Below are 23,660 nucleotides of genomic sequence, written 5' to 3' on the forward strand. Positions count from 1 at the left end.
GTGTTGTTCCATGTATCGTTTGGACACTATTTATTTTTTATATTTATAAAAAACTAGATAAAGAAGATATAATCTCTTTTCTGAAAAAATGGTCTACACCTTTTGTTACATATATTTTCACGATAGCATTTGGCTTGTACTTTATAATTAACGCCTTCATAACCGTCAAATTTACATTGATTTGGGCAAAAGCTAATTATACTCATGACATTCCAAACATCGTAGTCGTCAGCCTATTCACTTTTATTTGTATTTTTGCAAGTTATAAAGGAATACGCACCATAAGTACTTTGGCTCTCCTATTTCTTCCGGTCGTCACTATTTTGGGGATATTTGTGGGGCTGGGGAACACGAGTAATAAGAATTACGAATTATTGTTCCCGATATTTGAAAGCGGGTATCGCCATACACTAAATGGAATGCTGTATACGAGTGCAGGATATTTAGAAATCATCGTTTTTTTATTTTTGACTCCTTACTTGAAAAACAAGCTAAAAGCCAAGTGGCTTTTACTGGTTGGTATTAGCCTMATCATGCTGACGTTAGGCCCCCTCATGGGAGCAATGGCAGAATTTGGTTCTGTGGAAGCAGTGAAAATGAGGAATCCGGCTTACGAACAGTGGAAGTTGCTAAGATTTGGCTATTATATTACTCGACTCGATTTCCTTTCCATTTTCCAATGGCTTTCAGGTGCCATGATCCGAATAAGTTTATGTTTATTTATAGGCTATAAGTTAATCTCGAATTCAAAACATCAGAAGTGGATCCTGCTTTCACTATATTTGTTAATTGTTATTGGAACGCTAATCCATTGGGATGCTACTTCATTTTTTAATCTTATATACAAATATTTCTTTCCAATAAGCAGTCTGTTTCTTTTTAGTGCTGCAATTATACTGTTATTTATTATTTTTAAAAAGGGAAAAGGAAAAGGTGAAACATTATGAAGAAGGGAAATTTGAATGGTACTCCTTCTTACATTGACCAAATCCGAAAATGGTTCGAACATTCTTCCGATGTTGTTTTAAGAACAAAAACTTTTGATAATGAAGGTCGTTATTTGTTGGGATTTTTATATGCGCCAAACTTAGTGGATATGCCATTCATCAATGAAGTGATTCTGCCTACAATATCTAAAGCGGTTCAAGAAAATGGCGAATTAACAATTGATCAATTAAGCAATATCATGGAGATCAGTACGCTTAAAAAGGGCTCCGATTTAAAAGATGGAGTAGAAAGCATTCTTTTTTCAGGAGACCTGATCATTATTAATGAAACTTCCAACGAAATTTACCATACCCCATTAGCTAATTCCCCTAAGCGCAGTCCGGAAGAATCCAATATAGAATCTTCCATTCGGGGACCTAGGGATGGATTCGTTGAGAATATAGCGGATAACATGTCTTTAATTCGCCAGAGGTTAAAAACGGCATCACTTAAATGTATAGAATATACAATCGGGAAAAGAAGTAAAACTAAAATATTGCTGCTATATATTGATGACATTATCAATCCCTCGATTCTTTTGGATGTTAAAAAACGATTGGATTCATTAAAGGCTGATATCATAGTCAGCAGTTACCAAGTTGAAGAACTCTTATATGATACTCAATTTTCCATTTTCCCCTTAATGGAGTATATCGGTCGACCGGACTATGTTGTTGAATCCTTGAATCAAGGGCGCTTTGCCATCCTAGTAGACGGGAATCCCACAAGCTTGATTGGACCAACGAGTATTAATCAGTTACTTTATGCTGCCGATGACGCACATGCAAGCTTTTTTTACATTAGTTTTATGCGCATCATTCGTGTAGTCTCATTATTTGTAACGGTTACGTTACCGGGATTTTTTATAGCGTTGGTTACCTATCAATTCGATCAAATTCCCTTTTCGCTTCTTGCGACGATTTCAATCACGAGACAGGGATTACCCATACCTGCTTCTTTGGAGGCATTCGTAATGATCATATTGTTTGAACTATTTAAAGAAGCCGGTCTGCGCATGCCAAAAGCTGTTGGTCCGACGGTTTCTGTATTGGGTGGATTGATTATAGGTGATGCAGCGATTCGGGCAGGGCTGACTTCACCCTCCATGCTCGTAGTAATTGCTGTTACAGTTCTCTCAAGCTATACCCTAATCAATCAGAATATCGCTGGGAATATCGTTCTTATAAGGTTATTCATATTTGCATGTTCAGCATTTCTAGGCTTGTTTGGATTCTTCATGGGAATATTTCTTATCTTGATTGTTGTGGTTTCCTTGGAAAGTTTCGGACAGCCTTTTGTGAATCCATTTTCCAAACCAAATAAATCGGACATGTTAAAAGTCTTATTCAAGCTTCCGTATGGGATGTTAAGGCAGAGGAATCAAGCTCTACAATCCAGTGATAATGAATCGCAAAAGGAGTCGGACAAATGAGAAAGCTAATTGCAGTCATGGTAATTGGCTGTCAACTTTTATTGACGACAGGCTGCTGGGGAATGAAGGAAATTCAAGCTCAAACATATGGATCCGCTCTAGGGATCGATTATAAAGAGGGTGAATTCATCTTATACTTTCAAGCATTGAATTTTGCGGATATAGCAAAACAAGAGGGAGCCACAGCATTACAAGAAAAAACTGGTGTTGTCATTGGGAAAGGTAAAGGGGAAAGTATCGAAGAAGCATTTACTGAATTGGAACAAAATGCAGCATTGCCACTTTATATCGGGCATGTTAACTCCTTCATTTTAAGTGAGGATGTAATCAATAAGAAAATGAAGGATTTCATTGAATATGTAGGGAAAGAGCCCTTATTGCGATACAATTCATGGCTGTTTGTTACAAACGAGGATATTAAAAAGGTGTTTAACGGTGATAGTTTCTTTAATCTTCCTAACTTATTCACGATCATTCAAAGGCCAGAGACCGTTATTAATGAAAACTATTTCATTTCCCCGTTAAAATTCAGTGAACTGGTTTCGAAATTTTATCAACCGGTTGGTTCCATTTTAATTCCCTCTATGGTAATAAATGAGCATCATTACACAGACAGGGGGAAAGAAAAAAAGATACCAACGTTGAATGGCGGCTATGTTTTATCAAAACAACAGTATAAAGGGTTCGTAAGTAAACAAGATTTGACTGGTATGAAATGGGTTGAAAATAAGGCGACAGTCATGTTTTTTTCCCTGAATAAACAAAAGGTAAGTGTTGAAATCATGGACCCCAAAACAAACATCAAAGTATTGGAACAACAAAAGAAACCCTTATATGATTTAGAAGTTAAAGCAAATGGGATATTGAAACAAAATTTAGACAACCTGGATATGGGAAAAATCGAAAAAAAGGTAGAAATAAAAATTAAGCAAGATATTTTGAAGACATTGGAGACGGGGGAAAAAATCAATACAGACCTTTTTAACATAAGTGAAAAGGCATACAGATACCATGTCAATAAGTGGGATAATAAAATTATTAATTCCTTTGATAAGACTTCAATAAATGATATAAAAGTTAATATCCATATTGAACATAGTGAAAATTACAAACGTTAGTTTATAAGTTTCAGGTTATTGCAGGTGAGGGAGTTGTGTTAGACTTAACTTATCTGGAAAATTCAGCGGCTGTTGTTGATCATGATAGGCAGAGTTGAATCCGTCCGTTGGCACTGGAGAAGAAGCGGCTTTTACATATGACGAATGACAGCAAATTCTTTCTCAGCCCCAAAAGAGCTCCCGTGCCGATAAAATGAAAAAGGGTGAAATGAAAATGAAGACAGTAATCATTGCAACGAAAAATAAAGGGAAAGCCAAGGAGTTCGAAAGCTTATTTTCTGCTAAAGGTTATGAAGTCAAAACACTTCTCGAAGTACCGGATGCCCCGGATGTGGAGGAAACAGGCACGACCTTTGAAGAAAATGCGATCCTGAAGGCAGAGGCCATTGCCCATCAGCTAGGCCACTTTGTCATTGCTGATGACTCCGGATTGATTGTAGATGCATTGGAGGGCCGTCCAGGCGTTTATTCTGCCCGCTATGCTGGAGAGGCCAAGAGTGATGAAGCAAACACGGAAAAAGTCCTCCGCGAACTGGAAGGCGTGCCAAAAGAGGCTAGGACGGCGAGATTTTATTGCGCCTTGGCACTAGCGTCACCCAACCAGGAAACGATTACGGTATCGGGAACGATGGAAGGCTTGATCACGGAACAGCCCTCAGGAACGAATGGATTTGGTTATGATCCAATCTTTTTTGTAGAGGAACAGGGCAAAACAAACGCTGAATTGACAAAAGAGGAAAAAAACCAAATCAGCCACCGTGCCAACGCGTTGAGGGCTCTAGATGAAAAACTTGATCTATTTCTAAAAAGGGAAGAAGGAATGTGACGATGAAAGTGCTAATAATGAGTGACAGTCATGGCTTAACTCATGAAATCAGCATGATTGCCGAGCGTCATAAACAAGAGGTCGCCGCCATGATCCATTGCGGTGATTCAGAGTTGGAAAGAAATGATCCTCACATGGCGGAGTTTTTGGCCGTTGGCGGGAATTGCGACTATGATTCGGCATATCCGGATGATATTGTGGAGAATATCTCAGGCAAGCGTTTCTTCGTTACGCATGGACACCTCTATAACATAAATATGACCTTGATGAACCTATCTTATAAAAGTGAGGAGACAGGGGCGGATATTATTTGCTTTGGTCACTCCCATGCTCCAGGGTCGGAGTGGATTGACGGCAAGCTCTTCATCAACCCGGGAAGCATACGGCAGCCGCGGGGACGAAAAGAGAAAACCTATGCCATTTTGGAGATTGGAAATGACCAACTTGAAATCATCTATTATGACCTTGAAGGAAAAATCGTTGAGGATCTAAGAAATGCTTATCAAATGGAATGACTTCATGTATAATGAACAGGAAGCGTTTTTCCCCGCTTCCTGGTTCTTAAAAAAAGAAAAAAACTTTTTTTGAAAAACCGTTGACTTCCTTTTGATATCCTACTATAATAAGAAGTGTCCTAAGGGAACAGTTAAGGTAATACATAAGTTTTACCGCAACTTATATCATAAACGTCTCAGTAGCTCAGCTGGATAGAGCAACGCCCTTCTAAGGCGTCGGTCGGGAGTTCGAATCTCTCCTGGGACACTAACTTAAAAAGCCAAAACCTTCTAAAGGTTTTGGCTTTTTTACTTTTTTGGGTGTTTAAGCTAACGAGGGTCATTTTGATTTGCATCCTTTTAACCATGAAATTTTTTATTTATATTTATCGCAGGTGGATGACCATTTATGTCGAACTTGTAATAAATAAGGAGATGTTTAAATGAATAAAGATAGATTATTCAAGTTCATTCAAACTTCCACTCGGGGCAATTTCTTCTCAGTCGAAATAACCGAAGATGGAACAGAAGTGGTCCAATTAGCCAAGGAGTTGGAAAAAGAAGGAAGAATCAAGTTGAGGGAATGTAAACGAAAAGAAAAAGGTGTTTATCTGGAAGGAATACTTAAATTTGTGCCTAGCTAATACTTAATGAGCTCTGCGAAGGATTTTTATTAGGAATTTCATAAAACATCCTTCGCCGACAAAATGGGAATCGGAGACCGAACAGTGAGGTGAGGGTTAAAAAAATTCATGAACGGTCGAATATTGTGTGGTATAGGTCGATAAACTGCTCAGGTCTTTATGTTCTTAACTGTAATCCTCACTGGATTTAAGAAATTTGCACAGCGCTACTGCCGAATAACTGGCAGCCGAGACACCAAAAGTGCTTGCTTTAATGCGACTTGGCAGACATTCGGCGGAAAGAGAGCGAATTTCTGAAATCAACTCCAACTTTCTCAAATAAAAAACTGTAGGCAAAAAGATTTCTATCTGAATTTTTAAACATAGTTGATTGGGTTGGGTGTGCGAGACTCCTGCGGGAATAGCAGTGTCTAGGGTAACGTTCAATTTGTACAAGCTAAAAAAACTGTAGGTGAAATCGACTTACATCGAATTTTGTCAGCAGCTGAGGCATCCATACTTGGATGTCTTTTTTTCGATATCAAATTCTATTTAAGGTTTGGAGATTTTTTTTATGATTTCACGGTTTTTGATTATTGCCGTATTCAATTCTTCGACGGGTGAACTTTTTTCATCAGCTTCACTCAGCTGCATCGATTGTTTTTGTATAAGTGATTCGATCGTGAGACCTTGAATTGTTCGGATACATGTTGTAATGCCATGTGTAAATCGGTGTTATGGATCGATGGGATCGCCTCGTTTTCCTCTTTCGATAAGATATCCTCCTCTAAAGCTTATTCACGTTTATAAAGCATATTATTGGGGAAATTCCGCTTATTACTCATGATACTATATCGGCATAGTGCCATGGGAACCGTAAAATGGAAGGTGAAATCCCTTGTCAGCTTTATGTTATGAAGCTCCTCTGACTAAGAAGGCCAAAATTTGCCGGGGTTATAAAAAAACAGAAAAAACATTGACATAATACAAACAAATCAATATTATGTTTATTATATTATAAACTTTATAGGGAAGTGTTTGTTTAATGAAGGACGCGGAAATGTTTTGGAGCGCATCTCAGGATGAGCTTAAACAAGGGTACATCGAAGGTGAGAATCAATATGTTTGTTTGCTGTGTGGAAATGCAGTTGAAAAGGGGATCGTATACCCGAAAGATGGAGTTCTTTATGAAGCGAAGAGGTATATGCGCATTCATATTGAACATGCGCACAGCTCGGTTTTTGAATACTTGATTGATCTCGATAAAAAACTTACAGGTCTCACCGACCATCAAAACCGTCTCCTTCGCCTTTTTTACCAAGGGAAAAATGATGCTGAGGTTCAGGAGGAAATGGGAATTGGCAGTCCTTCCACGATTCGGAACCATCGTTTTGTGTTGAAAGAGAAAGAGCGTCAGGCTAAGTTGTTTTTAGCCCTGATGGAACTTTTGAAAGATAAAGATGAACACGCGCCGGCATTTATCCCGCTTCATCAAAAAGCAAGGATGGTCGATGATCGTTATAACGTTACTGAGGATGAAAAGGTGACTGTACTGAAAAAATACTTCCCTAAAGGCAGTCAGGATGCATTAAAGTCTTTTCCGCTAAAGGAAAAACAAAGGCTGATCATTCTCCAAGAAATTATGAACCGTTTTGAAAATGAGCGGAAATACGAAGAAAAGGAAATCAATCAAATATTGGGTGCGATTTATCATGATCATGTTCTTTTGAGAAGATACTTAATAGAATATGGATTCTTGGATAGAAAGCCTGATGGGAGCCAATATTGGCTGAAGAAATGATGACTGGGGGCAAGAAAGATGGATCGTAAAAAAGAATTGAAGCAATTATATAAAGAAACGAAGGTTGAAGCAGGGGTATACCAAATCAGAAATACGGTAAATAATAAAGTCTTTATCGGAAGCACCAGGAATTTAAAGACGTTGAAGGGGAAACAATTTGAATTGGAAGTCGGGACAAACACCAATAAAGTGCTGCAAAGCGAGTGGAACCAATATGGGAAAGATGCTTTTTCTTTTGAGGTACTGGAGGTCTTGAAGTCAAAAGAAACAGGGTTTTTTGATGCTAAACGGGAATTGAAAAAACTTGAAGAAAAGTGGATGGAAAAAATACAGCCTTACGAAGAACGGGGATACAATAGAATGAAACCCGCTGACTTATAAGTGGCCTTTAGGGATTCTCCTTGATTCCCGGCTCCCGATTTACCTTTGATGCATTTCATTCTTATTTCTTTATGAAAAATAAGGTATTATGGAAGCAGATGGTAATATATTTAAGTGTTTATGATTAGGGGGTGCTGAGATGGAAAATGGAGATGGATATCTACGGGCGAAAAAAAGGGTTGAAAACCTTAAGGCATTCTACATTCATATAATGGTGTATGTATTGGTGAATGTCATGTTGATTGCGATTAACCTTTTGACGGATCCTGGTTATTGGTGGTTCCTTTATCCCCTCGGTGGGTGGGGGATTGGTGTTCTGATACATGGAATTACCATTCTTGCACAAGGAAACTTCGGGTCTGAGTGGGAAGAAAGAAAAATAAAAGAATATATGGAAAAGGATAAAAAGAACGGCTGAATTTGGGTGTGTTCAAAACAGGGGGTCATTTGTGGCTCTTTTTTTGTGGGAAAAATAATCGGTGGATCTCACTTGTTGTAAGTTTTTAAATGGTTTAAGCTAGTAATGAGGGACCTGTCTATGAAAAAGGGGGAAACCCGTGGAGGACCTTCACTAAATAATAATTAATCTTAGGAGTTGCGAATGAAAAAAATAGGATGGACCATAACGGGAATAGGGGCAATCATGGCGCTGGGGGCCTTGCTTTATCCTTTGAATGTTATTGATAAAACTCTATGTATATATTTATTGCTCGGCGGTGCAGGGCTAATGTTTGCCGGGTCAATGTTCAGGGCCTTTTCGCTCCTGAAAAGATGACTGATTTTACCATTTGATAAAAACGCTCGATTAAGGTGATGACATGGAGAAAAACCAATTGAAATATGCCCAGCAGCATCTGGCTAATGAACGCACCTTCTTGGCATGGATAAGAACGGTGATTGCAATAGTGGGAGTTGGCTTTCTTGCGACAAGCCTGCATTTTACGATTGGTGTGCATCGGGATGCCTGGATTGACTTGATCAGCATCGTGCTGGGGATGTTTGCGTGTGCATTGGGACTTGTGATTACCGTTCTGGCGACAATCGGTTATCTTCAGAAGAAACGGCAAATCAATGAAGGGACGTTCCAGTCTTCAAGTGCGCACGTAATTCTAATCGCCGTTTTTATGGTCATATTGTTATCGATGATCATTTTATATTTTGTTTTCATTTAAAACTGTCCTAACCTGAATAGGGCAGTTTTTTCAGTTTCTGCTATTATATACTTATTCTTACATCATTACGGAAAGATTTCTTCCATCAATTTAATGCCATCAAAAAACGAAAGCTTGAAAAACACTGTATTTCAGGTTATGAAAGAATCATTCAGACTTAGACTAATTCGAAGAAAACGTGTTTGTTGTAATGCTATGGCGGTTACAATTTGGGCGTGGATTTCCGATCCAGGCACTCGCTTTCCGCGGGCGGCCTAGGTGAGCCTGCGGAGTCGAGCACCTTCCTCTACAATCAACTTCGTTATGAAAATCAGATAGAAATGATACTATAGGAGTTAAAGGTATTGGGTACTTTAGGTCCGTTGGTTTCGTGAGCATCATTTTATGAAAGATACGTTTTTGAACCCCCTTCTGTAGACAAATTGAAATAGTTAAACATGGTGAAATTTGAACCGGAAGGGTATATAAGCGTAGGGAAAAGATCGATCAAGTTTTGTCTTTTGCCTTCCTTTTAAAATATAAACCATCATCGGTTTGTAAATAAACTTCACATGGGTAATTCCTAACTTTATAAACCTTGAAAGTACTTGCTTTATTCAATTTCAATCACGTTTTAAATATTTGTTTAATTTCCTTTTTGTGAGATATGATAAAGAGGAATGAAAAGGAGGTCATCATGATGGTGGATATCAAAAAAGGTGAAAGTTCTTTTTTTGTCGAAGAATCTGGTGAGAAACTAGCGGAAATTACATTCTTTAAATCAGGTGATGATGAAATCACGGTCGATCATACCGTTGTTTCTGACAAGCTTCGCGGGCAAAAGGTAGGAAATGCCCTAGTTGAAAAGATCATAGGATTCGCAAGGGAGGAAAACCTGAAAATTGTTCCGGTATGTTCGTTCGTTCAAAAACAATTTGAAAAAAATGCAGAATACGAGGATGTATTGGCTAAATGAACCGGAGGGCTGACTTAGGGGATGATTAATATCTCCTATGTTCAGCCTTTTTTTATTTTTTAGATAATCTTTATACCCCCAATAAAATAATGGTAAAGCCTTTCCTCCTGCAGTTATGTTTGCATTTAATATAGGGGAGGTGCTAGGATGGCCATCAAATTACAAACCCTATTGAATCACGCAAAGGAAAACATGGGAAGCGGTATGAACCCGGTCGTGAACGAGACGATACTCGAAGTGGTGAAATTAGCTTATGAAGCGGGGATATTTGTTCAAATAACGTCTGGTTATCGAAGTTTCCGGGAACAACATGAACTGTATGAACGAGGCAGAACGGATAAATCCAAGCCAATCGTGACTTATGCTAGAGGGGGGCAATCCTTGCATAACTATGGCCTTGCAGTCGATTTTGTCATCCTTAGTGATGACGGCAAGCGGGCACTGTGGACAGAGGGCGAGAAGTGGACAAGGGTGGCAGCCATAGCAAAATCCCTGGGATTTGTTTGGGGAGGGGATTTTGAATTGTTCCGTGATTTTCCTCACCTTGGAATGTCAGGCGGTTTATCAACGAGAGATCTTCAAAAGGGATGGCGGCCGAATCTTATATCAAGAGCGGCGTCCGCAATCAGTGAAAATGAGGCTGAAAGGGAAAATGGATGATTCTTTTTTTAGGGCTCCGATACTGTGACTGACATCATGTGGATGATGCGTGACATGAATCATTTAATTGGGATATCCGGTGTTTTTAAAAATTAAAAATTGAAAAAACTTTTTTTATAAAATGTGGCCATGATAGGTATGTAAGCGGATACAACAAATCTTTCAATTTAGAATTATCAAAAAATTTCAAAAAACCTGTTGACTACTACCTGAAATACACGTAAGATAATCACAAATACAAGACATCAAACATAAGCGTTTCGAAAAATATGAATAATGCGAAAAGCATTGAAGAGGATAAGTAGTCTTTTAAAAAGGCAGTCACAGAGAGCCGGGTAGCTGAGAGCCGGTATTGTCCCGAAAGATGAACTCACCTTGGAGTTTCAGCTTGAACGTCTGACTAGTAGAGCTGAACGGGTGCGTACCAGTACCCGTTACCAAAACAGAGAATAGTGTAGTCTATTCAAAGTGCGCATGGAGTTTCATGCGAAAAAGGGTGGTACCGTGGAGTGGCTCATCAAGCCTTTTCACCCCTTTATCTTGCCGAGTGCAAGTACATTTGGGGTGAAAAGGCTTTTTTGTATGCTTAAAAAGCTGAAAATTCTGAATTTTTAGAAAAAAATCAATTAGGAAAGCGAAGGAGGTTTTTTACGAAATGACACAAAAGTCAGTTGTTGCTGATCGGAAAAGTGGAAAGACACATTATAGTGGTGCCGAATTTCTGCTGGAAGCATTGAAAAAGGAAAATGTTGATGTCATCTTTGGTTATCCAGGAGGTTCTGTATTGCCGATTTATGACAAACTTTACAGTTCAGAACTTTTTCATATTTTGACAAGGCACGAACAAGGTGCGATTCATGCAGCGGAAGGATACGCCAGGATTACCGGCAAGCCGGGAGTGGTCATCGTCACATCCGGTCCAGGGGCAACGAACATCGTCACTGGTTTGGCCGATGCAATGATCGACTCTTTGCCGCTAGTTGTAATTTCAGGTCAGGTAGCTACCAGTGTAATCGGCTCGGATGCTTTCCAGGAAGCGGATGTACTGGGGATTACTACCCCGATCACAAAACATAACTATCAGGTAAGGAAGCCGGAAGACCTTCCGCGCATCATAAAAGAAGCGTTTTATATCGCTTCCAGCGGCCGGCCCGGTCCAGTATTGATTGATATACCTAAGGACATGGCCATTTTGGAAGGTGTATCGACGGATGAGGAGCCAGAAATGAATCTCCCTGGCTATCAGCCGACGACCAAGCCGAATTACTTACAGATCAGAAAGCTTGTTGAAGCCGTAAGCGGGGCGAAAAGACCGGTCATTCTTGCAGGGGCAGGTGTCCTGCATGCAAAGGCCTCCCATCTATTAAAGGAATATGTCGAGCAGCAAGGCATCCCCGTCGTCCACACTTTATTGGGTCTTGGGGGCTTTCCGGCGGAACATCCACTCTTTATCGGAATGGGTGGTATGCATGGCTGCTATGCAGCAAACATGGCGTTAGCGAAATGTGATCTATTAATCAATATCGGTGCAAGGTTCGATGATCGATTGACTGGGAATCTAGCGAAATTCGCACAGCACGCAACGGTTGCCCATATCGATATTGATCCAGCCGAAATCGGTAAAAATGTTCCGACAAAAATTCCAGTTGTCGGAAGTGCTAAAGAAGCACTCTCTGAATTGATTGCGCAAAATGGCAAGAAATCGGAAATTGATGAATGGACAACACAGCTTACTGCATGGAATGAAGAGTTCCCATTGCGCTATACCCATGAAGAAGGCGTATTGAAACCTCAGCGGGTCATCCAGATGCTTCATGAAAAAACGAATGGGGAGGCCATTGTTACGACCGATGTTGGACAGCATCAAATGTGGGCAGCACAGTACTATCCATTTAACAAACCGAATTCATGGGTCACTTCCGGTGGATTGGGGACGATGGGCTTTGGCTTACCTTCGGCTCTCGGAGCGCAGCTGGCGAATCCGAAAGCGACGGTGCTTTCCATATCGGGGGATGGTGGATTCCAGATGTGCCTGCAGGAACTCTCGGTCATTGCTGAAATGAATCTGCCAATTAAAATCATCATCGTCAATAACGGTGCACTAGGAATGGTAAGACAGTGGCAGGAACTCTTTCATGATAACCGTTTTTCACACAGTATTTTTCAATCGCATCCGGATTTCGTGAAATTGGCCGATGCCTATGGAATTCCGGGATATAAGGTGACGACGGAGGAAGAAGCAAKCAACTGCCTGGATGTAGCGTTAAAGACTGATGGTCCAGTATTGATTGATTTCCGGGTCAAACAAAACGAAAATGTCTTTCCGATGGTAGCACAAGGAAAAGGGCTAGATGAAATGGAAGGAGTTTAATCAATGAAGGGAATTCTTAGCCTCACCGTGAATAACCGGCCAGGCGTCCTTAATCGGATTACGAACCTGTTTACGAAAAGAAATTATAACATTGAAGGCATGACTGTCGGACCTTCCGAACAGGATGGCATTTCAAGGATGACCTTTGTGGTCGATGTCGATGACGAAACTGTCATTGAACAGATCACCAAGCAGCTGAATAAGCAGATCGATGTTTTGAAAGTATATGATATTACGAATCAATCGATTGTGGCGAGGGAACTTGCACTCATTAAAATATTGGTGACTACACAAACCCGAGCCGAGATTTATTCAGTCATCGAACCCTTCCGAGCTTCAGTTATTGATGTCAGTAAAGATAGCGTGACCGTCCAAATTACAGGGGAATCGGATAAAATCGAAGCTTTCATTGAACTGATCAAACCATATGGCATCAAGGAATTGGCAAGGACAGGGACTGCCGCCATCCCGCGTGGAATGCAAATTGCACACGCTAAGAGTGCGACAATCGTATAAAACAAAAACAAAAACAATGATGAAAAGGGAGATGTAATTATTATGGCAAAAGTATATTATAACGCAGAAGCAAACGAGAATTTCTTCAACAATAAAAAGGTAGCGGTAATCGGATATGGTTCACAAGGACACGCACACGCTCAAAACCTACGTGACAGCGGTGTAGATGTAATCATCGGAATCAGGAAAGGTAAATCCTTCGATAAAGCGGTGGAAGACGGCTTTAATGTTTTCACAGTGAAGGAAGCAGCTGAACAGGCAGACGTGATCATGAACCTATTACCGGATGAAACTCAGCCGAAAGTATACCAAGAAGAAATCAAACCGGTATTGCGTGCAGGTCAAGCGTTAATGTTCGCACACGGATTCAACGTACATTTCAATCAAATCGTTCCTCCGGCAGACGTAGATGTTTTATTAGTCGCTCCAAAAGGTCCGGGACATCTTGTTCGCCGTACATATGAACAAGGGGCAGGGGTGCCGGCATTGTTCGCCATCTATCAAAATGTTACGGGTGAAGCAAGAGAATTGGCACTTGCGTACGCTCGGGGAATTGGTTCTTTAAGAGCTGGCGGTTTGGAAACCACTTTCCAGGAAGAAACGGAAACGGATCTATTTGGAGAGCAAGCTGTACTTTGCGGCGGATTGACTGCCCTTGTGAAAGCTGGATTCGAAACCTTGACAGAAGCAGGATATCAACCGGAAGTAGCATATTTCGAGTGTTTGCATGAACTTAAGTTAATCATCGACCTTATGTATGAAGGCGGTATGGAAAACATGCGCTATTCCATCTCTGACACAGCTCAATGGGGAGATTTCGTTTCTGGACCACGCGTTGTGACGGAAACTACGAAAGAGGCAATGAAAGCGATCTTGAAAGACATCCAAGACGGTGAGTTCGCTAAAGGATGGATCTTGGAAAACCAAGCGAATCGTCCAGTCTTCAATGCGATCAATAATCGTGAAAACCAACATCAAATCGAAGTGGTTGGCCGTGAATTAAGAAAAATGATGCCATTCGTAAAACCTCAACAAAAAGAGAAAGAAGTGGTAGCCGTTGCGAAAAATTAATATATTTGAAACCACACTTCGTGATGGGGAGCAATCCGCCGGTGTAAATTTAAATTTTACCGAAAAACTTGAAATTGCTTATCAGCTTGAAAGATTGGGTGTTGATATAATCGAAGCCGGTTTTCCGGCAGCATCCAAAGGGGATTTCAACTCCGTACAGGAAATCGCGCGCAAAATCAAAAAYAGCTCTGTCACAGGGCTGGCGCGTGCTGTAAAAGGAGATATCGATGCAGCTTGGGATTCATTAAGGGGCGGCGCAGAACCAAGATTGCATACGTTCATCGCCACTTCGCCCATTCATCGTGAATATAAGTTGAAAATGTCTAAGCAGCAAGTGATTGAAAGGTCGGTTGAAATGGTTAAGTACGGAGCAGCGCGTTTTCCGATCGTACAATGGTCTGCAGAAGATGCAAGCCGCACGGAACTTGACTACTTGGCTGAAATCGTTGAAGCGGTCATTCAGGCTGGTGCCAAGGTCATTAACATCCCGGATACAGTAGGGTATGCAGCTCCAATCGAATATGGCAACATTTTCAGATACCTTCGTGAACATGTTCCTTCTATTGAAAAAGTTAGTTTATCTGCACACTGTCATGACGATCTTGGAATGGCGACGGCCAATTCATTGGCTGCCATCGAAGGCGGGGCTACGCAAGTCGAAGGCACAATCAACGGAATTGGTGAACGTGCCGGAAACGTGGCACTTGAAGAAGTGGCCATGGCACTCTACATCCGTAAAGATTTCTATCAAGCGGAAACGGGTCTTGTATTGAATGAAATTAAAAGGACCAGTGATTTGGTCAGCCGCCTTACGGGAATGCAAGTTCCTGCTAATAAAGCCATTATTGGTGCCAATGCTTACGCACATGAATCAGGCATTCACCAGGATGGCGTGTTAAAAGAAAAAACGACATATGAAATCATATCACCTGAACTCGTCGGGGTTTCGTCCAATTCACTCGTTTTAGGAAAGCATTCAGGACGCCATGCTTTCAAAGAAAGATTACAAGAGTTGAATTTTACGGTGACGGATGAGGAAATGAACTCATTATTCGTCCAGTTCAAGGAATTGGCCGATAATAAAAAGACCATGACGGATGAAGATATCGTTGCGCTGGTGCTTGAAGAGAAAGCGACGGATATCAGTTTCTATGACATGATTTCCTTACAGATTTCACATGGCACCCATCAGACGGCGACTGCAACGGTCACACTGAAAAAAGGCGATAATGAAGAGATTCAGGAAGCGGCTACAGGTGCAGGAAGTGTAGAAGCCCTATACAACACGCTTGAAAGATGTTTGGGCAAAGAGATCAACTTGCTGGACTATCGAATTCAATCGGTGGGGGGCGGAATGGATGCCCTCGCACAGGTTTTTGTGAAAATTGATTATAACGGTGTGGAAACAAGCGGCAGGGGTCTTGATCAGGACGTCTTGGAAGCATCCGCCAAAGCGTATTTGAACGCTGTTAACCGTGTGATCATCATGAAGGAACTGGAAGAAAAAGCAGTATTACAATAGGAAGGGGAGATTTCGATGAAAAGGAATATTGCGGTGCTTCAAGGAGATGGCATCGGGAAAGAAGTAACAAGAGGCGCTGTAGAAATCCTCGAAGCCGTTGCCCAAAGATATGGACACGATTTTGAATTTCAATATGGTGAGATTGGCGGAGGGGCCATCGATAGCACAGGTTCACCCCTGCCGGATGAAACAGTGGAGATTTGTAAAAACAGCGATGCGGTATTATTAGGGGCCGTTGGAGGACCTAAGTGGGATGACCAGCCTGCGCACCTAAGACCGGAACGAGGTTTGTTGAAAATCCGAAAAGATTTGAATCTTTATGCTAACATCCGTCCAATCAGCTATTATTCCAGCTTGTCGGAATCTTCTCCTCTTAAGAAGGAATTCATTGAAGATGTGGATTTCGTGATTGTCAGGGAACTAACTGGCGGCCTTTATTTCGGAAAGCCAAGTGAGCGCGTTGAAAAAGAAGGGAAAGAAGCGGTCGTCGATACACTTTTCTATCAGAAAAGCGAAATGAAGCGCATCATCGAACTTGCTTTTTCATTAGCATCGGAGCGCAAGAAAAAAGTAACTTCCGTGGATAAAGCGAATGTTCTTGAATCCAGCAGGATGTGGCGTGAGACGGCTGAAGAAATTGCCAAGGACTATCCGGATGTAATCCTTGAACATATGCTTGTTGATAATGCAGCCATGCAATTGATCAAAAACCCGAAACAATTTGATATTATCGTGACGGAGAATATGTTCGGCGATATTTTAAGCGATGAAGCGTCGGTATTGACTGGCTCGCTTGGAATGCTTCCTTCCGCCTCCATATCAACTAATGGTCCTAATCTATATGAACCGATTCATGGCTCTGCCCCGGATATCGCAGGCAAAAACCTGGCTAATCCGATTGGGACGATTTTATCGGCGGCTTCCATGCTGCGTCTATCCTTTGGTTTGGAAGATGAGGCGAAAGCAGTTGAACAGGCGGTGGAAACGGTCCTTGAATATGGCTTGAGAACAGGCGATATCGCAAATGGCCAACCGACAATTACGTCTACCTCTGAGATGATTGCAGAAATAAAAGCAAACCTTTTAGACCAGGAAGCCATTTCCAACATCATGGGAGCTTATGCATAAACTTCTTTCACGGCCTAACATTAGGCCGTGTTTTTTAAAAAAAATACAAGATTGATCGAGGTGGGATAGTGATGGGTAAGTCGATAATAGAGAAAATATGGGATCGCCATATTGTAAATGAAGAGGAGAATAAACCGGATTTAATTTATATAGACCTACAATATATTCATGAAGTGACCTCTCCGCAAGCATTTGAAGGATTGAGATTAAAAGGACGGAAAGTCAGGAGACCCGATCGTACTTTCGCGACAATGGATCATAATGTGCCAACCGTTAATCGCTATTTCATCGAGGATGATATTGCAAGGAAACAACTAGAGGCGCTTGAGCAAAACTGTAAGGAGTTCGGTATCCGCCTTGCTGATTTAGACAGTCCGGATCAAGGTATCGTTCACGTTATCGGGCCTGAATTAGGGCTTACACAGCCAGGGATGACGATTGTCTGCGGAGACAGTCATACTTCCACGCATGGTGCGTTTGGCTCGATTGCATTTGGAATCGGTACGAGTGAGGTCGAGCATGTTTTGGCCACACAAACCCTATGGCAAACAAAACCCAAAACATTGAAGCTTGAGGTCAATGGCAAGCTTGGTCATGGCGTGATGGCGAAAGATGTCATTTTATATGTAATTTCCAAATTCGGCGTCGATTTCGGTACGGGACATATCATTGAGTATTGCGGGGAAGTTTTCCGGGATATGTCAATGGAAGAAAGAATGACGGTCTGCAATATGTCGATTGAAGGCGGGGCAAGAGCAGGGCTGGTAGCTCCTGATGAAACAACGTTCTCTTATTTGAAAGGCCGTAAATATTTGCCGAAAGGAGAAGAGTTCGAGCAATGTGTTCAGGACTGGAAGTCACTTTCCAGTGATGAGGATGCTGTTTATGACCAAGAAATCATTCTTGATGGCAGCCTGATTTCACCAATGGTCAGCTGGGGGACAAATCCTGGAATGGCTAGTGGCGTGGACGGAAAAGTACCTACCCTCGCAGAGGATATCATGGATCCTAAGGAACTGAATCGAGCCATTGAGTATATGGGCCTTGAGGAAGGGATGYCGATCACGGAAATTCCCGTACAACATGTATTCATAGGATCGTGTACCAATTCACGCATTGAGGACTTAAGGCAAGCCGCAGGAATGATCGATGGCCAAACTGTTCAAAAAGGGGTTCGGGCGATGGTCGTTCCCGGTTCACAAAGCGTCAAAAGGCAAGCGGAAGATGAAGGGTTGGATGAAATTTTCAAATCTGCTGGCTTCGAATGGCGCGAATCGGGCTGCAGCATGTGCCTGAGCATGAACCCTGACGTGGTTCCGGCAGGCGAGCATTGTGCCTCCACAAGCAATCGGAACTTCGAAGGCAGGCAAGGCGCTGGGGCAAGAACACACCTGGTTAGTCCGGCTATGGCTGCCGCGGCCGCCATTCATGGGAAATTTGTCGATATTAGGAATTTGAAAAGAACTGAACAAGTCCAATAAGAATACGAATTAACCGGAGGTGCAGAAAATGGAACCCATTACTATATATAAAGGAAGAGCGGCGGCACTTGACCGTAAAAACGTGGATACGGACCAAATCATTCCAAAACAATTTTTAAAAAGGATTGAGCGAAGCGGATTTGGCGAATTTTTATTCTATAACTGGCGTTTTGATGAAACCGGGAAGAAACGTCCTGATTTTGAATTGAATCAGCCCCATAATCAAAACACGTCCATATTAATAGCAGGTGAAAATTTTGGCTGCGGTTCGTCCCGTGAGCATGCCCCTTGGTCTTTGAAAGACTACGGGTTCGATATCATCATCGCTCCGTCTTATGCTGATATCTTTAAAAGTAATTGTATGAAAAATGGCATGGTCCCCATCGCTTTGACCCAGACTGAAGTAAACTATTTAATGGAGAGAGTGTCAGCACCTGATTATGAGCTGACTATCGACCTTCCCAATCAGACATTGAAAGATGGTCAAGGGTTTGAAACGAGCTTTGAAATTCATCCATATTGGAAGGAAATGCTCGTCAAAGGCTGGGATGAAATTTCGATAACGCTTCAATATGATAAAGAGATTTCTGCCTATGAATCTCAAAAAAAGGCTGTATCGAGTATTTAATAGAAAAAAGTCATTTCCCGTTATCCTTTCTTATTTGAAAGGATACGGGATTTTTTTTATCGGGAAAGAAGGTATCCGCCCATATAAATTTTTGTGTTTCCAGCTATTACATGCTAAACTGTTTCTCAAAAAGCGAACGGTGAGGCGGAAAATAGGATGGATGATGAGAACAACCAAAAGAAGGCCGGAGAAACAAAGATTATCGCCTTTCCAAATCTCGGTGAGAGGCTGATTGTAAAAGGACTGGATGAGCTTGGTAACAGGAACTTTAAAGCGGCTGCACAGCTTTTCAGCCAAGCTAGGGAGTATGAGCCCGAAAATGATGAAGTTTGCATGGGACTGGTGGTCTCACTAGTTGAACTTGAGTATTACCAGGAGGCAAAAGAGTTGTGTATAGAGATGCTGAATAAAGGCATCGGCGACTATTTTCAACTGATCAATATTTATTTGATGGTACTGCTGCAATTAGGCGAGCATCAGGAAATGGTCACGACGATCGAACTGTTATTTGAAGAAAACCAAATTCCCTTTGATAAAGAGGAACATTTCGAAAAGATGCTTCAGTTCAGTAAAAGGGCCCTTGAGGATAAAAAAGAAGAGAAAGAAAGGCAAAATCAACAGCTTTCAGAGGAAATGCAGGAGGATGAACTTTTTGAAGGGAAAACGGATAATGAAATGCTTATGGTCATTTCAAAACTCACGAATATCAATATTCGACCATTTATCCCTCAAATCGAAGAATTTCTACAAAAAGATGAGGGACATCCTTTCTTCAAAACGATGCTCCTTAACATCCTTATCGACCAGGAGTATAACGAGGAAATGACGGTGAGGAAATTCAATCAATCGAAGTCGGTCATCCCAAGGGAATTGAAAAGTTTGAAGGAGACGGACTTCTATAAGATGGTGACCGGACTGGCCGAAGAGGAAATCAGCCAGGATAATCCGAGCTTATATGAAATGGTCCATAGTTTGATTGAACGTCATTCTTTTTTATTGTTTCCTTTTGAACCAGGGCCTGAAAGCTTGCCTGCATGGGCAGCTGCCTACCATGCCTTGGCGGAAGAGTACATGACCGGGGAAGTTTCCGTGAGGGACTTAGCGGATCTTTACCAGGCAGATGAGGAAAGCATTGCGGATATTCTTTCCTATATAAAAGAAATTGAAGAAATTTCTTATCCTATTATTTAAGCTATTGCTGTTGTAACAGATTAATCCTGTGGTATAATGTAGTGGTTGTAATGTATAATTCGTCTAATTTTGACGATTTCCCCATTATTTTGGGGGTATATTTGAAGGATGACTTGTTAACACTTGCAAAGCATAATCATCCAATGCTTATTATTGAAGTATATAGATTTTTGGAGGGAAACACATGTCTGTAAAATGGGAAAAACAAGAAGGTAATCAAGGCGTACTAACAATTGAAGTTGACGCTGCAAAAGTAAACGAAGGTTTAGACGCAGCTTTCAAAAAAGTAGTGAAACAAGTAAATGTACCTGGCTTCCGTAAAGGTAAAATGCCACGTCAAATGTTCGAAAAAAAATTCGGCGTAGAATCACTTTACCAAGATGCGCTTGATATCATTCTTCCAGATGCTTACGCAAATGCTGTCGAAGAAGCTGGAATTCAGCCTGTAGATCGTCCAGAAATCGACATCGAGAAAATGGAAAAAGGCGAAAACCTGATCTTCACTGCAACTGTAACAGTTAAGCCTGAAGTTAAATTGGGAGATTACAAAGGTGTTGAAGTTGAAAAATTCAATACTGAAGTAACTGACGAAGATGTTGAAAACGAATTGAAAACTTTACAAGAGCGTCAAGCTGAACTTGTCGTTAAAGAAGAAGGACAAGTCGCTGAAGGCGATACGGTTGTTCTTGACTTTGAAGGATTCGTTGACGGTGAAGCATTCGAAGGCGGAGCTTCAGAAAACCATTCATTGGAAATCGGTTCAAACTCTTTCATTCCAGGATTCGAAGAGCAACTTGTCGGTCTTGAAACTGGCGCTGAAAAAGATATCGAAGTTACATTCCCTGAAGAATACCATGCTGCTGAACTTGCAGGTAAACCAGCAGTATTCAAAGTGAAAATTCACGAAATCAAAACAAAACAACTTCCTGAGTTGGATGATGAGTTCGCGAAAGATGTCGACGACGAAGTGGAAACTTTGGCTGAACTTAAAGAAAAAACAAAACATAAATTAGAGCATGACAAAAAACATGAAGAAGAAAACTTCATCCAAAACACTGTAATTGGTAAAGCTGTTGAAGGTGCAGAAATCGACGTTCCTGAAGCAATGATTTCAAACGAAGTTGACCGCATGATGAATGAGTTCTCTCAACGCATCCAATCTCAAGGTCTTAATTTAGAACTTTACTACCAATTCTCAGGTCAAGACGAAGAAGCTTTAAAAGCGCAAATGAAAGAAGAAGCTGAAGGACAAGTTCGTACGAGCCTTACTCTTGAAGCAATCGCAGAAGTTGAAAAACTTGAAGCGACTGACGAAGATGTAGAAGCTGAACTTGCACAAATGGCTACTATGTACAATATGGAAGTTGACGCGATCAAACAAGCTCTTGGAAACTTAGAAGGAATCAAAGGCGATCTTAAAATTAAGAAAGCAATTGACTTCTTGGTAGAAAACAGCAAAACAGTTGACGCTAAATAATTTTTATAAATAAGTAGATTTAAATATTTCCTTTAAAAAAACAAGGCGCGAGTAATCGTGCCTTGTTTTATACATATTGAGAATTAGTGTAAATTTTAAATATCGGTTAATTCCTGATTGATTTTTTTTGGATTTCGGTGTAGATTAGTTCTAATACCGCATATACATATTTATACAGCAAATCCTGCTTTTAAAAATCCGAAGTTTTGGGCATGCTGGTAAAGGGCAAATACATATTGATTGATTATTGTACTTAATTTAACAACTCGGACCGTGAGCATTTTTGTTACTAAACTTCCAAGAACATGATAAAATGCAAAACATACTAGGGATTTTGGAATGTTTAAGCAGATGTGTGCCTAGTTTTTTTCTTTACGATTAGGTACCGCTATGTAATAGAGTTGGAAGAGTATTTAAAGGGGTGAACGTACATGTTTAAATTTAATGATGAAAAAGGACAGTTAAAATGTTCTTTTTGCGGTAAAACACAAGAACAAGTCCGTAAACTGGTTGCTGGTCCAGGTGTCTATATTTGTGACGAGTGTATAGAACTTTGTACGGAGATCGTCGAGGAAGAGCTGGGAACTGATGAAGAAGTAGAATTCAGAGATGTTCCTAAACCTATGGAAATCCGCGAAATTCTTGACGAATATGTGATTGGACAAGAACAGGCAAAGAAATCTTTGGCTGTAGCTGTTTATAACCATTATAAACGTATCAATTCCAATAGCAAAGTCGACGATGTTGAGCTTTCTAAAAGTAACATCGCCCTAATCGGACCGACGGGAAGCGGGAAAACCCTTCTTGCGCAAACATTGGCACGTTTACTCAATGTTCCTTTTGCCATTGCTGATGCCACTTCCTTGACGGAAGCTGGATATGTTGGGGAAGATGTTGAAAACATCCTTCTCAAATTAATCCAAGCAGCTGATTATGATGTGGAAAAAGCGGAAAAAGGCATCATTTATATTGATGAAATCGATAAAGTTGCCCGTAAATCGGAAAATCCTTCCATTACACGTGACGTGTCTGGTGAAGGTGTGCAACAAGCTTTATTGAAAATTCTTGAAGGAACGGTTGCAAGCGTTCCGCCTCAAGGTGGACGTAAACATCCACATCAGGAATTCATCCAAATCGATACGACCAATATTTTGTTCATCTGCGGCGGTGCCTTTGACGGCATCGAACCGATCATCAAACGCCGTCTTGGGCAAAAAGTCATTGGTTTTGGCTCTGACGTGAAAAAGGATGATGTTGCAGAAAAAGAATTGCTTTCCAAAGTCCTTCCTGAAGACTTGCTTCGTTTCGGATTAATTCCGGAATTCATCGGACGTCTTCCGGTAATTGCGACTCTTGAGCAATTGGATGAAGCGGCTTTGATTGAAATCCTTACACAGCCGAAAAATGCCCTTGTTAAACAATATCAAAAATTACTTGAGCTTGACGATGTTGAATTGGAATTCGAACAGGAAGCGCTAAGTGAAATTGCTAAAAAGGCAATTGAACGCAAAACTGGTGCACGTGGTCTGCGCTCCATCATCGAAGGCATCATCCTAGAAGTGATGTTCGATCTGCCTTCACGTGATGATGTTGCAAAATGTGTAATCACAGGCAGCACGATTTCGAAAAATGAATCTCCAAAGCTCGTCCTTAAAGACGGTACAACCATAAAAGGACAAGAAAAGAAAACATCTGCTTGATTTATAAGGAAAAGAAAGACTGCCAGTTAATGCTGGCAGTCTTTTTGTTTTTGGCTCTTTTCGTAAAGATTGTTGTTTTTAAAACGAAACTATTTTAGGTTGATTGGAGCGGAAGTGCGAGACTCC

At 41.0% G+C, this 23,660-nt stretch carries 23 protein-coding genes, 1 tRNA gene and 1 other annotated feature; all 24 genes read left to right on the forward strand.

The window, feature by feature from the left end:
- On the forward strand, positions 1-947 hold a 947-nt coding region (locus tag AC1DVB_RS17110), incomplete at its 5' end, for an endospore germination permease (protein ID WP_477590144.1).
- A complete protein-coding gene (locus tag AC1DVB_RS17115; RefSeq protein ID WP_477590146.1) occupies positions 944-2,419 on the forward strand; it encodes a spore germination protein in 1,476 nt (491 codons plus the stop codon). The genes AC1DVB_RS17110 and AC1DVB_RS17115, both read left to right, overlap by 4 nt.
- Positions 2,416-3,537 (forward strand): Ger(x)C family spore germination protein, encoded by a 1,122-nt coding sequence (locus AC1DVB_RS17120; RefSeq protein ID WP_249598620.1) that lies wholly within the window; start codon positions 2,416-2,418, stop codon positions 3,535-3,537. Before AC1DVB_RS17115 ends, AC1DVB_RS17120 begins: the two co-directional genes overlap by 4 nt.
- Before the next feature lie 214 nt (positions 3,538-3,751).
- Positions 3,752-4,363 carry an XTP/dITP diphosphatase gene (locus tag AC1DVB_RS17125; protein ID WP_477590148.1) on the forward strand — a complete coding sequence of 204 codons (612 nt, stop codon included), beginning with the start codon at positions 3,752-3,754 and terminating at the stop codon, positions 4,361-4,363.
- A gap of 2 nt (positions 4,364-4,365) precedes the next feature.
- Positions 4,366-4,878 carry a metallophosphoesterase gene (locus tag AC1DVB_RS17130; protein WP_057276662.1) on the forward strand — a complete coding sequence of 171 codons (513 nt, stop codon included), beginning with the start codon at positions 4,366-4,368 and terminating at the stop codon, positions 4,876-4,878.
- 173 nt (positions 4,879-5,051) lie between these two features.
- A tRNA-Arg gene (locus AC1DVB_RS17135) sits at positions 5,052-5,125 on the forward strand.
- 175 nt (positions 5,126-5,300) lie between these two features.
- Positions 5,301-5,501 (forward strand): hypothetical protein, encoded by a 201-nt coding sequence (locus tag AC1DVB_RS17140; RefSeq protein ID WP_034308956.1) that lies wholly within the window; start codon positions 5,301-5,303, stop codon positions 5,499-5,501.
- A gap of 1,024 nt (positions 5,502-6,525) precedes the next feature.
- The gene (locus tag AC1DVB_RS17145; RefSeq protein WP_477590151.1) at positions 6,526-7,281 is read left to right on the forward strand and encodes a DUF2087 domain-containing protein; all 756 of its coding nucleotides are present in this window, start codon (positions 6,526-6,528) and stop codon (positions 7,279-7,281) included.
- An 18-nt stretch (positions 7,282-7,299) separates the two neighbouring features.
- Positions 7,300-7,662 carry a GIY-YIG nuclease family protein gene (locus AC1DVB_RS17150; protein ID WP_239858557.1) on the forward strand — a complete coding sequence of 121 codons (363 nt, stop codon included), beginning with the start codon at positions 7,300-7,302 and terminating at the stop codon, positions 7,660-7,662.
- A gap of 139 nt (positions 7,663-7,801) precedes the next feature.
- Positions 7,802-8,080, forward strand: a complete 279-nt coding sequence (locus tag AC1DVB_RS17155; protein ID WP_057276659.1) for a 2TM domain-containing protein — start codon at positions 7,802-7,804, stop codon at positions 8,078-8,080.
- 183 nt (positions 8,081-8,263) lie between these two features.
- Positions 8,264-8,437 (forward strand): hypothetical protein, encoded by a 174-nt coding sequence (locus tag AC1DVB_RS17160; protein ID WP_164468799.1) that lies wholly within the window; start codon positions 8,264-8,266, stop codon positions 8,435-8,437.
- Between the two features lie 43 nt (positions 8,438-8,480).
- Positions 8,481-8,834, forward strand: a complete 354-nt coding sequence (locus AC1DVB_RS17165) for a YidH family protein (protein ID WP_258249734.1) — start codon at positions 8,481-8,483, stop codon at positions 8,832-8,834.
- Positions 8,835-9,513: 679 nt separating this feature from the next.
- Positions 9,514-9,789, forward strand: a complete 276-nt coding sequence (locus AC1DVB_RS17170; RefSeq protein ID WP_053535861.1) for a GNAT family N-acetyltransferase — start codon at positions 9,514-9,516, stop codon at positions 9,787-9,789.
- 147 nt (positions 9,790-9,936) lie between these two features.
- Entirely contained in the window at positions 9,937-10,449 is a 513-nt protein-coding gene (locus tag AC1DVB_RS17175; RefSeq protein WP_230136397.1) for a M15 family metallopeptidase, read from the forward strand.
- Positions 10,450-10,728: 279 nt separating this feature from the next.
- Positions 10,729-10,987 (forward strand) — a binding site (T-box leader).
- Positions 10,988-11,104: 117 nt separating this feature from the next.
- Positions 11,105-12,820 (forward strand): acetolactate synthase large subunit, encoded by a 1,716-nt coding sequence (ilvB, locus tag AC1DVB_RS17180; RefSeq protein ID WP_477590155.1) that lies wholly within the window; start codon positions 11,105-11,107, stop codon positions 12,818-12,820.
- Positions 12,821-12,823: 3 nt separating this feature from the next.
- Entirely contained in the window at positions 12,824-13,336 is a 513-nt protein-coding gene (gene ilvN / locus AC1DVB_RS17185) for an acetolactate synthase small subunit (protein WP_034308941.1), read from the forward strand.
- Between the two features lie 42 nt (positions 13,337-13,378).
- The gene (ilvC, locus tag AC1DVB_RS17190; protein ID WP_063590489.1) at positions 13,379-14,407 is read left to right on the forward strand and encodes a ketol-acid reductoisomerase; all 1,029 of its coding nucleotides are present in this window, start codon (positions 13,379-13,381) and stop codon (positions 14,405-14,407) included.
- Positions 14,394-15,929 carry a 2-isopropylmalate synthase gene (locus AC1DVB_RS17195; protein ID WP_034308937.1) on the forward strand — a complete coding sequence of 512 codons (1,536 nt, stop codon included), beginning with the start codon at positions 14,394-14,396 and terminating at the stop codon, positions 15,927-15,929. Before ilvC ends, AC1DVB_RS17195 begins: the two co-directional genes overlap by 14 nt.
- 15 nt (positions 15,930-15,944) lie before the next feature.
- Positions 15,945-17,057 carry a 3-isopropylmalate dehydrogenase gene (leuB, locus tag AC1DVB_RS17200; protein WP_034308935.1) on the forward strand — a complete coding sequence of 371 codons (1,113 nt, stop codon included), beginning with the start codon at positions 15,945-15,947 and terminating at the stop codon, positions 17,055-17,057.
- 71 nt (positions 17,058-17,128) lie between these two features.
- On the forward strand, positions 17,129-18,538 hold the full coding sequence (gene leuC / locus AC1DVB_RS17205; protein ID WP_477590158.1) for a 3-isopropylmalate dehydratase large subunit: 1,410 nt from the start codon (positions 17,129-17,131) through the stop codon (positions 18,536-18,538).
- 28 nt (positions 18,539-18,566) lie between these two features.
- Entirely contained in the window at positions 18,567-19,166 is a 600-nt protein-coding gene (gene leuD, locus AC1DVB_RS17210; protein WP_034308930.1) for a 3-isopropylmalate dehydratase small subunit, read from the forward strand.
- Positions 19,167-19,322: 156 nt separating this feature from the next.
- Positions 19,323-20,357: a tetratricopeptide repeat protein gene (locus AC1DVB_RS17215; protein WP_095679666.1), complete on the forward strand. Its 1,035-nt coding sequence runs from the start codon at positions 19,323-19,325 to the stop codon at positions 20,355-20,357.
- 184 nt (positions 20,358-20,541) lie between these two features.
- Positions 20,542-21,834 (forward strand): trigger factor, encoded by a 1,293-nt coding sequence (gene tig, locus AC1DVB_RS17220; RefSeq protein ID WP_034308928.1) that lies wholly within the window; start codon positions 20,542-20,544, stop codon positions 21,832-21,834.
- A gap of 431 nt (positions 21,835-22,265) precedes the next feature.
- Positions 22,266-23,534, forward strand: a complete 1,269-nt coding sequence (gene clpX, locus AC1DVB_RS17225; protein WP_057276653.1) for an ATP-dependent protease ATP-binding subunit ClpX — start codon at positions 22,266-22,268, stop codon at positions 23,532-23,534.
- The last annotated feature ends 126 nt before the right edge of the window (positions 23,535-23,660 follow it).

It is taken from the genome of Peribacillus sp. P4_D6, assembly GCF_056401795.1.